Origin of the sequence: Paracoccus sp. SCSIO 75233 (genome assembly GCF_027912675.1) — a bacterium.
Classification (GTDB): Bacteria; Pseudomonadota; Alphaproteobacteria; order Rhodobacterales; family Rhodobacteraceae; genus Paracoccus.
Genome location: NZ_CP115757.1, coordinates 1,928,907 through 1,941,913, shown reverse-complemented (window position 1 = coordinate 1,941,913; position 13,007 = coordinate 1,928,907). Strand labels below are relative to the sequence as shown.

Here is a 13,007-nt window from a genome sequence, read left to right as displayed (position 1 = left end):
CCCAAAGCTGGACCGCTACCTTGAGCGTTTTCCCGTCTCTCAAGCCACCCGGTGGCAGGTTGCCCCGATGGATTTCATGAACTCGATCGGGGTCTTATTGCCGATCGAGCTGTGTGGTCGGTCGTTGTTATACTCTTGGCGGTACGCCTCGCATTTTAGCCGTGCATCGTCGATCGACAAGAACCAATTCTGATCGATGCATTCGGCGCGGACCTTGCTGTTGAAGGCCTCGGCGAAGGCGTTATCGGTGGGCTTCTCCGACCGGCTGAAGTCCAGGATGACTCCGTTCATGTAGGCCCGGAGATCGAGATCCTTCGAGATGAATTCCGGCCCCTGATCGACGCTGATGGATCGGGGGCAGCCGTAGTCCTGCGTCACATCCTCCAGCGTCCGGATAACATCCGTACCCGTGTGGCGTGGCCGGACATCAATGGCTGGCGAGACCTTCGAGAAGGTATCCACGATGGTCAGAACCCGCATCTTCGTGCCGGCGAAGAGCTGGTCGGACAGGACATCCATCGCCCAGATAGCGTTCGGTGCCGCGGCCGGTTTCCGATCCTCACGGAGCTTCGCCGCCACCTTGCGCTTCGGGCGTTTATGCCTGATTTGCGGCCTTCCTCGACATTAAGCCCGGTAGACGTGCTTGGCATTCACTTCCCAGCCCTCCCGCCTCAACAAGATGTGGATCCGCCGATAGCCATAGTGCACCCCAATCGCCGTCGGGCTCGAACCGGTGGCGTCTTCGACGGCTCATATCTCGGCAATCTCCCGGATCCGCTTTCTCAATGCAGCCTGCGATGGCCAGCGCGCCAGGTAGAAACAGGTCGTTGTCTCGCAGGCCGAGCACCGCACAGCCCCGCCGGATCGAGACCTGGAACACGCCCTGCACATAATCCGCCAACTGCCGCGCCTTCGCAGGCGCTACAGCTTTTTTGCCAGAACATCCTGAAGCATGGCCTTGTCCGGTGACAAATCGGCAACCATCCGCTTCAGGCGGCTGTTCTCGTCTTCCAGCATCTTCAGCCGTTTGACCTCCGAGTGCATCAGGCCACCGTATTTCTTGCGCCACCTATAATAGGTCTGCTGCGAAATACCGGCCTTCCGGCAAACCTCCGCAACGCCCAGCCCGTCGTCGGCCTGCTTCAGAATGAACGCGATCTGCTGCTCGCTGAACCTGGATGTCTTCATCGATCTTCCTCGCGTTGCCTGCCGCAAGATTACGAGAATTTTCTCACTTCAAACGGTCCAATTCGTAGGAAGCAGGTCAGGAGAGGCGGGAAAATTGATGGTCTTGACAAACCTTGTAGTGGTTTGGTCCCAGCCAAGGCGGCACCATTCCGGGAACGTAAACGGAAATTTGGGTTGGGCTGTAGTACACCCACCGCATGCAAGTCGATGCTACTGGAGTGCGCATATTCGCGGAGCTAAACGAGCGTTGCAGAAAATAAAAGAGGCTTAAAAATGCAATTTTCCCGCGCATCCGCCTTGTCCCCACCATGGCACAAAACCGTGCCGCGACCTATCCGAAATCTCTTAAAATTACACGTTTTCAGTTGCTTGCGATGACCCCGCGCGACTAACCTGCCGGTGCCAATCTGCCTCGGCCCGCCAGCGTTGCGGCTGATTCGCTTCCGTCCTCCTTACGGCGCTCCGGCGGGCCTGCGTCGGCGGCTGGCAGGTTGCCGCTATCGGTCTAGATGTTTGATCCCAGGTTTGGATGGTGTGATTCTTTCTTTGGAATGGAAGGAAGCATTATGGGCCAAATTCGTCACGGCAGCGCCACGACCACGCACGCGGTCAGAGCAGCAATACAGCGAACGCAAGCTTCGATCGCGGAGCTGAGCCGTGAGCTGGGCATCAACCCCAAGACGGTCGCGAAGTGGCGAAAACGGCATACGGTCGAGGATCGGAAGACTGGCCCGCGGGCGCCGCGCTCAGGCATTCTCAGCAAAGAAGAGGAAGCCATGATCGTCGCGTTCCGGCGGCACACGTTACTGCCACTGGACGACTGTCTTTATGCCCTGCAGCCGTCAATATCGCATCTCACGCGCTCCTCTCTGCATCGATGCCTGCAGCGGCATGGAATATCGCGCTTGCCGGATATCGCGGGTGACAAACCGAAGCGGCAGAAGTTCAAGCGCTACCCGATCGGCTTCTTCCACATCGACATTGCGGAGGTCTGGACCGAAGAGGGCAAACTCTATCTCTTTGTGGCCATCGACCGAACAAGCAAATTCGCGGCGGCACAGTTGGTCGAGAAAGCCAACCGCAAGACAGCCTGGGAGTTCCTTGAACACCTTCTGGAAGCCGTGCCCTATCGCATCCATACGATCCTGACCGATAACGGCATCCAGTTCGCAGAGCAGCCCCGAAACAGAAACACTGCCCATTCTCGGCCCATGCGTTTCGACATGATATGCGATGCCAACGGGATTGAGCACCGGCTGACCAAGCCAAACCATCCCTGGACCAACGGACAGGTCGAACGGATGAACCGCACGATCAAAGAGGCCACGGTGAAACGCTATCACTACGACGGCCACGCGCAGTTGCGTGGACATCTCTCCGACTTCCTTGATGCCTATAACTTTGCCCGCAGATTGAAGACGCTCAGCGGCCTCACGCCCTACGAATGCATCTGCAAAATCTGGACATCAGAACCAGATCGATTCATCCTAAATCCGATCCACCAGATGCCGGGACTGAACAACTAGTTCCCGTCGCCGCAGCGCATCGTTCAGCATCCGCGGCAGCCGCGCACATCATAGGGTCTGCCCTCCTTGTGCGCATCCATGGTGCCATTCTATTCTTCTTAAACATCCATGCGAGCCGGCCATTCTTCCGGTCGCGGGGCAGGGCAGGGGCTTTAGTATCCATGCATTAGAGCAAACCCTCCGACCTCCGGTTGGACCTGCTTCAGCGCGAAGAATTAGGTTATGATCCTATCCTCCCGAAATGAGCGGCAGCCGGGGAAGGGCTCATTTCGGAGGATAGGATCATGCAAAATGACACTGGCAAGCACCGCGTTTTCTATCACCGCTACCACATCGCCTGGTCGATGAAACACCGCTACAAGGTTCCGACCGGTGCGCTGCGGCTGCGGGTGCGCGACATCTGCCGGCAAGTCTGCTGCAAGAACGGTGTCGACATCTTGCGCGGGGTCTATCGAGTGATCACGTTCACATGTTCGTGTCGGTGCCGCCGAAGCTGGCCATTTCCGATCTGGTGCGCAAGATGAAGGGTCGTTCGTCTTATCGGGTGCAACGAGAGTTTCCACATATCCGCAAGAGCCATTGGGGTTGCCGGTTCTGGGGCAGGGGCTACTTTTCCACCACCAACGGCGCCATCACCGAGAACATCGTACTTCAGTACTCGAACGGCATATCAATGATCCTACCGGCGCCAACCGGTAGTCGTTCAGTGCCCGCTTGGCTAGCAGGACGGCGCAATTTCCGCACAATGCCAAGAGCCGTGATAATCCGTCGTTGCTACAACGACATATATAATTGACTTTGATAATTATTTCTTGATTTGATTGAAATAGGCACGCCTCGAGAAAGGACTGGCGCGCGACGTGAGACCCGTTTCCACGCTGGGCCCAAGAACGGATGGCGTGTCGGATTGAAATATTTCAATCCATCGTGGACGGCAGCCAAGTAACCAGCGCAGGAAAAGCGACCAGAACTGCAAGAAGTATAAGATGTGCTATGACATGCGGCACAGATCCGCGGAAAACATCTCCTAGCTTCATTCCAGTCGTACTTGAGATCACGTAAACGTTCATACCTAGTGGTGGGGTCAGAACCCCTATCTCTCCCATGATAATCGTCAGTATCGCGACCCAGATAAGATCGTAGCCAAGACTATCCATCAGAGGCACAACGATAGGAATTGTAAGGATAAGCATGGCGATCAGGTCCATGAAGCAACCCAATACGAGATACATCAGCAGCACAAAAAGGAGAATCCAGAAACGGTCAATACCTGCTTCGGCCAAGAACCCGATTAGCCCCTGCGCGGCCTGTGTCATTGTCAGAAAGTAGACAAAAAGATGCGCTCCCACGATGATCAATGCGAGCATGCAACTGGTTTCCACTGCGCTACGTGCAGCGTTTAAAACCTGCTTGAATGTCACCCCGCGCAAAACAGACAGGGCGAGCGCCGTCAACGCACCAAGAGCTGATGCCTCCGTTGGCGTGGCGACACCAGTATAAATAACCACTGTAACCGCAGCAAAAAGAAGCATGAAAGTCCAAGCTTTCCGCAAAGAACGGATCTTTTCGCCCCAGCTATAGCTTTCCGCGCTTGGTCCATGCTCTGGATGTCGCCAGATCAGAAACAGTACAGTCAGCACAATGGTAAGCGTGACCAGTAGTCCTGGGATGACCCCGGCAATCAGAAGATGTGCAACGCTCATATCGGCCAGCAAAGCGTAGATGACCATGGCACCGCTTGGCGGAATTAGCATGGATAGTGTGCCAGATATCGCCACAACGCCTGCCGCAAGCTGTGGATTGTAGCCCTGCTTGATCATTCCTGGAATGGTTGTCGAGGCCAAAGTCGCGGCGGCGGCCGTACTCGATCCAGAAATGGCGCCGAATCCAGCGCCGGTAATAGCTGTCGCATGCGCCAACCCGCCCGGAATGCGCCCAACCCAGATCTTGGCAATATCGAACATGTCCTGGCCAATTCCACTTATCATGACCAGATTTGCCATGAGGATGAACATTGGAAGCATGACCCATTCAAAACCGTTGACCGAACCCAGCGGCGTCGCGGCGACAATGCCCGCGGCAAGATCCACACCCCCGACGAGATAAAGTCCCACTGCACCGGAAATGGAAAGTGCGATGGCCACAGGCATTCCCACAACCATCAAAACCACTAGTAGAATAAAGCCAGCTGCCAGTGCCATCAGACACCCTCCTCAAGCGGATCATCATGCGCATTCACCAATGGAATGCCGATGGAAGTTTCCCCAGTAATTGCCGCAAAAAGATTGGCGATTGCGACCTGAACAATCCGGATTTCGAGTAGCCCTATACACACAGCGTAGATCGCCTGCTCAACCCAGATTGGCCAAGGTATAAGCCCGTAAGTAACGCTGCCCGCCTCAAAGCTTTGCGCCGCAGAATGGGCGACACGCCAGGCCATGATCCAGAACACTGGAACGGCGACCAGCATTCCTATCCCCAGAAGCAGTAAATACAGACGATAGGGCAATAACATTGCAAATAGATCGACCGAGATGTGCTTCGACTGCCGCAGAACGACACTTGCCGTCGATAACATGATGATTGGCAGCAAATAGCGTGAAATCAGATCTATCGTTATGATCAGGGGTTGGTTGAAAAGATATCTTCCGAGTGCATCAAGAGAGATGACGCACATTGCAAGCAACGCTGCAACTGCCGCAATAGTCAGAATTACGGATTCAATTTTGCCCATGAAGCTGTCGATTAGCCCAAGTATTTTGCGCGAAAATGAAATGAGTCCTGACGTGCTATTCTTGGCCATACGACCTCCCACAGGCTAGTGCTCCGTCAAAATATTAAAGGTCTCCGCAAAAACTCTGCAGAGACCAGCAGCTTCAGTTTGGCAGGGCGGCGCGGTATTGCTCCAGCGCATCGCGCGCGGGAATCCCACGACCTTCCAGATCATCCACCCACTTGTCGACCACTCCTGAAGTAATCTGCGCAAGTTCTTCAACTTGTTCCGCAGTCCAAGTGTAGATCTCCATGCCGTATTCCTCGGTCTGCAGGTCCTCTATCGCTTTGATTTGGTCTACATCCATAAACGCGCAGAAATTTTCCTCGGCTTTTTTTCCGGCTTCTATAAGAGCGCTCTGAATATCCTCGGGAAGTGCCTGAAACTTGCTCTCAGACATGGCCGCAAAAATTCCGGCCGTACCCATGGGGAAGCCTGCGACGCCATAGTCCACATATCGATAATAGCCGTAATCGCGGACAGACGGATAAGAACCCATCCAGGAATCGATTGTTCCGCGCTGAAGGGCCTGTTGAGTCTCGGGTCCGGTTATGCCGACAGGGACGCCCCCCAACTCGAAAACAGTCCTCTCCATCAGCCCGCCACCGTTGCGCAGTTTCATGCCTTTAAGATCAGAGACTTCGGTGACCTTCATCCGAGACGCTGACAGGCTGAATTGCGGGTAAACATAATATGACAGAATTCGAATCCCGAGCGGCTCATATTGCGTCTGCCACAGAATTCCGCCCGGATCGCCAACGGCACGCATCGCTCGCGTAGCATCACAGGTCGACTCGACCAGATTTGGAGCTTCAAGCAGCCCCCAGAGCGGAACGTCAGAGCCGCTGAAATATGCTGTGCCGATCTCGTAGATATCGATGGCACCGACCTTAACCAGTTCGAGTGCTTCACGTGATTTTCCCGCCTGCTCGGCGGGATAGAATTCGATCTTTACGTTTTCGTCGGTCAAACGAGCCAATTCATCAATGAAAACTTGGCTGCCCTGAACCGTTCCGTTCACATTTGCAGGAAGAAACGTGCCGTGACGCAGGGTGATTTCTTCCTGAGCAAACGCCGTGAGCGACGATGCGCACATCGTACAGCCAGCAAGCAGTATGGTTCCGAACTTCATTTTTTTCTCCTCCTCAGGTTCCAAACGGATACCAGCAATCTGCGTGCCAATAAGGTTGCGACAGCATGTTTGGAGACTTGGCTCTTCTAAAATTCCATGCCTATCTGCAAGCAGGGACGGAAGGGCCGTGGAGCATCGGGCCTGAGAAGAAGCTCGCGCGATCTCTAGGCGGGCGGGCACATAAGAAAAATCGATTATTCCTTCATGACGTCATCAATGGCTTTTTGCGTCAGCCCAAATGATCCAAGCCCCGCACGCTCTTGCTGAAGCAAAAGCACACTCTGAGCATCCCGCGCTCCCCAACCGCGGTTCAGTGCTTCCGTCATATCTTCGAGCGCCAGTTGAGACAGCCGAGACGGCACCCCAACCTGCCGTGCCATCTCAACTGCAAGCTTTACGTCCTTGTGCAACAAACTAAGCTGAAAACTGGCTGGATCGAGGTTCTCAGGCAACCATCTTCGGTGAATGCTATCAAAAGACCGTGCTCGACCGGTGGCTCCCGCGCGAAGCGCCTCATAGAGTTGGAGCGGCTCAAGTCCGGCCTTCACGCCGATGGTCATGCCCTCAGCAATGGCTTGCATCATGACAGTAGCGGTTAGATTATGGACGAGTTTCGCAATCGAGCCGGCACCTATCTCGCCAACATACCGCGCATGATCGGAGAATGTATCCAGAACCGGCCGTGCCCTGTCAAAAGCTGCCCGGTCACCACCAACCCAGACGGCAAGTTGCCCGCTTGCCGCGCCTGCTGGTCCGCCTGATACAGGGGCATCCAGAAAGCGGACCCCACGAGTAGAAAGTTCGGCGTGCAGTTTCCGCACTGTTTCAACAGAGTTCGTAGAAAGATCAAACCATATCTTGCCTGCTGCCAACCCCGCGCTAAGACCGTTACCGCCTTCATAAACGTCGATAACATCCGACGGCCGGGGCAGGGACGAAAATACAATTTCAACGCCTTCAGCGAGAGACTTCGGAGAGTCGGCCCAAGAGGCTCCGGCTTCGAGAAGTTCATCGGCTGCAGCCTTGTTTATGTCGTATACGGCAAGTCCATGTTCGGCCTTTAGGATATTGGCCGCAATGCCGCGACCCATTGTGCCGAGTCCAATAAATCCGATTTTCATCTCGTTCTCTCTGCGTTCAAGCCTATCGTTCCATCAGCCGTCGGGCATCGCTTCTAGTCGTTGGTAATAGAGCAAACCCGATGCCAAGAGACTGAACCGCGCCGGGTTTTCCGGAGGCTCTAACCCCACCAAGCTATTCATTCTCGATCTGCATTTGAGGCGCGTCATCAGCTGGACGGTCGACAACCGGATGAAGCGTAACCTCGCGCGCCAGGCGCTGAATATGGCCATTGCGCTGTGCAGACCGCCGAAAGGTTGCATTCATCGCACCGAACGAGGCGGCGCAATATTGTTCCTCCGATTATCAGAAACTGCCGCGCCAACATCGGTTCCAGATTTCGATGAGCGGGACCGGGAGCTGCTTCAAAACGCGCCTGTGAAAACCTTCTTCGAAACCATCAAGGCCGAGCAGCCGTGGCAACGATCTTAGCGGATGTGCCGCGATGCGGAAAACGCCAGTTTCAATATATCTAGTGCTTCTACAACCACGACGCGGCATTCACCACGGAGTAGAAACGCCTCTTGGCCCATGAAAGAAAGGTCACCTAAGTGAGCAATCGGAGCTAAGGATTAACCCGCGCCGAAAATCACTCAGAAGGGGTACATACAATATAATCCGCGTCGCTAGTCATTTCTAAGAAAGCAAGGTTATCTTTGCCCTGGTCCTATGGAACGGCGCATATCCGATGCAGTCCCCCGTCAGCATCTATGGCACAAATTTGAGGTTGTGATTTAAGGAGGATTTGGGCTTCGTCGTAGTGACGAAGGAACGAAGATGAAGCCCAAATCCTCCAATTCAAGATCGCCGTCCAAGCCCCTGCGGAACGGGTGGTGAAAGACATCCGGCGTCAGACCCGTCGGCACTTCTCGGCCGAAGACAATATCCGCATCGTGCTTGAAGGAATTCGCGGTCACGACAGTATCGCCGAGCTGCCTCAAAGAGGGCATCGCCCAGAGCCTGTATTACACTTGATCCAAGGAGTTCATGGAGGCCAACAGACGTCGCCTTGTCGGGGATACCGCCCGTGCCGCGACGACCGGCGAGGTGCAGGATCTGCGCCGCGAGACCCGCGCGCTGAAGGAATGCGTTGCCGATCTCACCCGGGAAAACCGTCTGCTAAAAAAGTATGATCGCGGATAGGGGGGACAACGAATGAGGTATCCCGCATCCGAGAAGCTGGAGATCATCCGGATCGTCGAACAGTCGCACCTGCCGGCCACGCGGACGCTGGACCAGCTCGGCATCGCCCGTCGGACTTTCTACCGCTGGTATGACCGCTACCGGGAAGGCGGGCCGGAAGCGCTGGCGGACAAACCTTCGGCGCCGAGCCGAGTGTGGAACCGCATCGGCGAGGACATTTATGACCAGATCGTCGCGATGGCGTTGGAGGCGGCCGAGCTCAGCCCGCGCGAACTGGCCGTGCGCTTCACCGACAAGAAACACGACTTCGTGTCGGAGGCTACGGTTTACCGGTTGCTCAAGGCCCATGACCTGATCACCAGCCCAGCCTATACGGTGATCAAGGGCGAGACCTTGTCCGCCATTGGTACAAGGACAATGGTCGAGCGATCAGTTCCACACCAAGACCATGCGGCCGAACGAGATGTGGCAGACCGACTTCACCTACTTCAAGATCATCGGGTGGGGCTGGATGTACCTCTCGACGGTGCTTGACGACTTCTCGCGCTACATCATTGCCTGGAAGCTATGCACCAACATGCGGGCCGAGGACGTGACCGACACGCTGGACCTCGCACTCGCCGCCTCGGGCTGCGACAGCGCCACGGTGCTGCACAAGCCCAGGCTGCTATCGGACAATGGCCCCAACTACATCGCGGGCGAACTGGCCGAATACATCGAGGCCAACAAGATGAGCCATGTGCGCGGCGCGCCGTGCCACCCCCAGATCCAGGGCAGTTGGAGGGACCGTGGCCGTAGTGCGGCCGCGTAAGCCCGAACAACGAGCGCGGGCACCAAACCCTGAAGAACCGCCTCCTGCTCGAAAACTACTTACTGCCCGGCGACCTCGAAGCCCAGATCGAGGCCTTCGTCGAGCATTACAACCACCAGCGTCACCATGAGAGCCTGGCCAATGTGATGCCTGCCGATGCCTACTTTGGCAGGGCACAACCCATGATCAAACAGCGCGAAAGGATCAAGCGTAAGACCATCGAATATCGGCGCTTGCAGCACCGCAAGCCTGCCGCTTAACATCAACCAAAAGACGACGCCCAAACTCCGCTAATCTACGCCGCTAGTTGCGCCAAATGTTCTGACGACGGACAGATCAATCCTCGCGCTTCTGACGCCGATGCTGCCGTAACACCTGAACGATATCGACCCCTGCCAGAACCAGCGTGGCAAGAACGACCAGTCCGAGATCGAGTTGCGGGACGTTCCACACCAATATCCCGAGGAAGGCCAGCAGAACCGTATAGGCGAACAGCGCGAGAATTCGATCCATTATGTTGCTTGCTCCTCTTCTTGCGCGGCATCGGGCATTAATCTGTTGCTCAACCAGTTCGCGACACGCATCAACCGTGCATCCTCGCCGCGTCTGCCGATAAGCTGAACGCCCATCGGAAGGCCGTTTTCGTCGTGGAGCAGCGGAAGGCTCAGTGCCGGTACGCCGCAGAGCGTCCACGGCCCGTTCATGGCGGCGGAGCCGGTCGTGGCCTCCGACAGGGGCGGGGCAGGGCCGGTTGCGGCAGGGCAGAGAATGGCGTCGCAGCGGGTCAGCAACTCCTCCAGCCCGGCGTTCAGCACCTGTCGCCAATCGAGGGCGGAGAGATAGTCGCGCGCGAGAATATCCTTGCCCTCGTCAAGTGCGGTGCGGAGATGATCCGACAGCTTATCGCGCCCCTTCCGCTCAAACGGGTAGTAGCATTTCGCCATTTCGGCGAGGTTGATGCGGCGGCGGATCTGATCGGCCTCGGCAAGGCCGGGCGGGGGATCGACGCGGGCAGCGCGGTCGCCCAGTTCATCGGTCAGTTCGGCCAGCGCGTCCTCCATCACCGGCGTGGCACCCGGCAGGGTCATGACGGCCAGCAAGGGTGCTAGCGGCGGGGCGTCGCCCGCAGCGCCAAGCAGGCGCGGGACCGGGATGGGCAGGCTGGCCGTGTCTTGTGGGTCATGGCCTGCCATCGCTTCAACCAGCAGCGCTGCATCTTCGAGCGAGCGGGCGAAGCCGCCGACCGTATCGAGGAAGGGCGATTGGGTCAGCACCCCGCTGCGACCGATCAGGCCAAAACTGGGCTTGAAGCCGATGATGCCGCAATATGAGGCCGGGCGGATCACCGACCCGCCGGTCTGCGTGCCGACGGCGAGTGGCACCTGACCGGCAGCGACCGCGACTGCCGAACCCGACGATGAGCCACCCGGAGAGCGGCTGACGTCATGGGGGTTGCGGCTTTCCGAGGGTTGCAGGAACGCCATCTCTGTCGTGACGGTCTTGCCGATGATGACTGCGCCTGCCGCGCGAAGCCGCGCGACGAGATGCGCGTCCTCACGCGGGACGCGCCCCTTGCCGAGGGGGCTGCCATATTCGGTCGGCATTCCTGCCGTGTCGATCACATCCTTGATCCCGACCGGCACGCCATGCAGCGCCCCGATCTGTGCGCCGGATTTGCGCCGCGCGTCGAGTGCGCGGGCCTGTGCCAGGGCATGCTCGCCATCGACATAGGCCCAGGCCTTCAACTGCGGTTCCGTCTCGGCGATGCGGCGCAGACATGCTGCTGTCGCCGCCTCCGCCGAGATTGCTCCCGAGGCGATGAGGTCGCGGAGTTGCACCGCGCCAAGCTGTGCGGGATCAGGAGCCATAGATCATATTCGGCAGGATGTAGACGATATCGGGATAGAGATACATGATCGCCATCGCGATGAAGACCATCAGCAGGAACGGCATCACGCCTGCGAAGATGTCGGTGAGCTTCACCTCGGCCGGTGCGATCCCTTTCAGATAATAGGCCGACATCGCCATCGGTGGTGTCAGGAACGATGTCTGCAGGTTCAGCGCCACGAGAATGCCGAAGAACAGCGGATCGACCCCGAACATCGGCAGAAGCGGCAGGAAGATCGGCACGAAGATGATAATGATCTCCGACCATTCCAGCGGCCAGCCGAGCAGGAAGATGATAAGCTGCGCGAGCAGCAGGAATTGCAGCGGCGTCAGATCGAGGCTGCTGACGAATTCGGAGATCACCTGCTCTCCGCCCAGATAGGAGAAGACTGAACTGAAGGTGTAGGAGCCGACGAAAAGCCAGCACACCATCGCCGTCGTTCGTACCGTGAGATAGACCGATTCCCGCAATCTCTGGAAGGTGAGCGCGCGGTAAACAAGTGCCAGCAAAAGCCCGCCAAGCGCACCGATGGCGGCGGCCTCGGTCGGGGTGGCCAGACCGAAAAGGATCGAGCCGAGCACGGCGGTGATCAGGAAGGCCAGCGGAAAGAAGGAAGTGACCAGCATCCACAGCAGCTTTCCGGTCGGGACCGAGGGCACCTCATCCTCACTGGGTCGCGGCGCGACCGAGGGCTGCAGGATTGACCGCCCGATGACATAGGTCAGATAAAGCCCCACCAGCACCAACCCCGGCAGCATCGCCCCGGCATAAAGCCGCACGATGGAGACGCCCGAGGCGGCGGCATAGACGATCAGCATGATCGAGGGCGGGATCAGGATGCCCAGCGTGCCGCCCGCGCAGATGATGCCGCTGGCAAAGCGCGGATCGTAGCGCGCCTTCAGCATCGCCGGCAGCGCCAGCAGACCCATCAGCGTCACGACAGCGCCCACGATCCCGGTCGCCGTCGCGAACAGCGCGCAGGTGATCAGCGCGGCCACGCCCATAGAGCCCGGCATCCGGCGCGAGGCGATGGCCAGCGTCGAAAACAGCCGGTCCACGATATTCGCCCGCTCGACGATATAGCCCATGAACAGGAACAGCGGCACTGCTGTCAGCACCTCGTTCGACATGACCGTATAGGTCTGGTTGATGAACAGGTCGAAGATGCGGTTATTGTATAACCCCTCAAGCCATGTCCATTTCTGGGTCAGCCAGTCGGCATCCTCGGGCAGCCGGTCATAGGCGCGCCACATCCGTCCGGCATCGAAATAGGCGTAGTAGCCAAAGCCGATCCCAAGCGCCATCAGCGTGAAGGCGATCGGGAAGCCAAGGAAAACCAGCAGGATGAAGATGCCCAGCATCATCAGGGCGATCTGTGGGTCGGTCACGTCAGGGTCTCCGCCATGTCGGCCGACATAAGTGCCGGC

The 13,007-nt window shown here is 57.4% G+C and carries 8 protein-coding genes and 4 pseudogenes; 4 read left to right on the top strand and 8 right to left on the bottom strand.

What is annotated here, in order from left to right:
• Positions 1-39: 39 nt before the first annotated feature.
• A pseudogene (locus PAF12_RS09395) lies at positions 40-1,188 on the bottom strand (IS3 family transposase).
• A 566-nt stretch (positions 1,189-1,754) separates the two neighbouring features.
• On the opposite strand from PAF12_RS09395, the gene PAF12_RS09390 reads away from it, so the two are divergent.
• Both PAF12_RS09390 and tnpA read left to right on the top strand, forming a co-directional pair.
• Positions 1,755-2,714 (top strand): IS481 family transposase, encoded by a 960-nt coding sequence (locus tag PAF12_RS09390; protein WP_271109681.1) that lies wholly within the window; start codon positions 1,755-1,757, stop codon positions 2,712-2,714.
• 284 nt (positions 2,715-2,998) lie between these two features.
• A pseudogene (gene tnpA / locus PAF12_RS09385) lies at positions 2,999-3,372 on the top strand (IS200/IS605 family transposase); the annotation flags it as partial.
• Positions 3,373-3,631: 259 nt separating this feature from the next.
• On the opposite strand, the gene PAF12_RS09380 reads toward tnpA, so the two are convergent.
• From PAF12_RS09380 to PAF12_RS09365, 4 genes are all read right to left on the bottom strand, one after another.
• Entirely contained in the window at positions 3,632-4,915 is a 1,284-nt protein-coding gene (locus tag PAF12_RS09380; protein ID WP_271106672.1) for a TRAP transporter large permease, read from the bottom strand.
• Positions 4,915-5,517 (bottom strand): TRAP transporter small permease, encoded by a 603-nt coding sequence (locus PAF12_RS09375; protein ID WP_271106671.1) that lies wholly within the window; start codon positions 5,515-5,517, stop codon positions 4,915-4,917. Before PAF12_RS09375 ends, PAF12_RS09380 begins: the two co-directional genes overlap by 1 nt.
• Positions 5,518-5,590: 73 nt before the next feature.
• Positions 5,591-6,619 carry a TRAP transporter substrate-binding protein gene (locus PAF12_RS09370; protein ID WP_271106670.1) on the bottom strand — a complete coding sequence of 343 codons (1,029 nt, stop codon included), beginning with the start codon at positions 6,617-6,619 and terminating at the stop codon, positions 5,591-5,593.
• A gap of 194 nt (positions 6,620-6,813) precedes the next feature.
• The gene (locus tag PAF12_RS09365; protein WP_271106669.1) at positions 6,814-7,740 is read right to left on the bottom strand and encodes an NAD(P)-dependent oxidoreductase; all 927 of its coding nucleotides are present in this window, start codon (positions 7,738-7,740) and stop codon (positions 6,814-6,816) included.
• Positions 7,741-7,879: 139 nt separating this feature from the next.
• On the opposite strand from PAF12_RS09365, the pseudogene PAF12_RS09360 reads away from it, so the two are divergent.
• A pseudogene (locus PAF12_RS09360) lies at positions 7,880-8,167 on the top strand (DDE-type integrase/transposase/recombinase); the annotation flags it as partial.
• Between the two features lie 359 nt (positions 8,168-8,526).
• A pseudogene (locus PAF12_RS09355) lies at positions 8,527-9,952 on the top strand (IS3 family transposase).
• A 76-nt stretch (positions 9,953-10,028) separates the two neighbouring features.
• On the opposite strand, the gene PAF12_RS09350 reads toward PAF12_RS09355, so the two are convergent.
• The 3 genes from PAF12_RS09350 to PAF12_RS09340 are packed head-to-tail and all read right to left on the bottom strand — an operon-like array spanning position 10,029 to position 12,968.
• Entirely contained in the window at positions 10,029-10,205 is a 177-nt protein-coding gene (locus PAF12_RS09350; protein WP_271106668.1) for a hypothetical protein, read from the bottom strand.
• Entirely contained in the window at positions 10,205-11,560 is a 1,356-nt protein-coding gene (locus PAF12_RS09345; protein WP_271106667.1) for an amidase, read from the bottom strand. Before PAF12_RS09345 ends, PAF12_RS09350 begins: the two co-directional genes overlap by 1 nt.
• A complete protein-coding gene (locus tag PAF12_RS09340; RefSeq protein ID WP_271106666.1) occupies positions 11,550-12,968 on the bottom strand; it encodes a TRAP transporter large permease subunit in 1,419 nt (472 codons plus the stop codon). Before PAF12_RS09340 ends, PAF12_RS09345 begins: the two co-directional genes overlap by 11 nt.
• Positions 12,969-13,007: the final 39 nt, after the last annotated feature.

Excerpts from the sequence above, each read along its gene's own strand:
- PAF12_RS09390 (WP_271109681.1), top strand. The coding sequence starts at position 1,755 with ATGGGCCAAATTCGTCACGGCAGCGCCACGACCACGCACGCGGTCAGA.
- PAF12_RS09380 (WP_271106672.1), bottom strand. The coding sequence starts at position 4,915 with ATGGCACTGGCAGCTGGCTTTATTCTACTAGTGGTTTTGATGGTTGTG.
- PAF12_RS09375 (WP_271106671.1), bottom strand. The coding sequence starts at position 5,517 with ATGGCCAAGAATAGCACGTCAGGACTCATTTCATTTTCGCGCAAAATA.
- PAF12_RS09370 (WP_271106670.1), bottom strand. The coding sequence starts at position 6,619 with ATGAAGTTCGGAACCATACTGCTTGCTGGCTGTACGATGTGCGCATCG.
- PAF12_RS09365 (WP_271106669.1), bottom strand. The coding sequence starts at position 7,740 with ATGAAAATCGGATTTATTGGACTCGGCACAATGGGTCGCGGCATTGCG.
- PAF12_RS09350 (WP_271106668.1), bottom strand. The coding sequence starts at position 10,205 with ATGGATCGAATTCTCGCGCTGTTCGCCTATACGGTTCTGCTGGCCTTC.
- PAF12_RS09345 (WP_271106667.1), bottom strand. The coding sequence starts at position 11,560 with ATGGCTCCTGATCCCGCACAGCTTGGCGCGGTGCAACTCCGCGACCTC.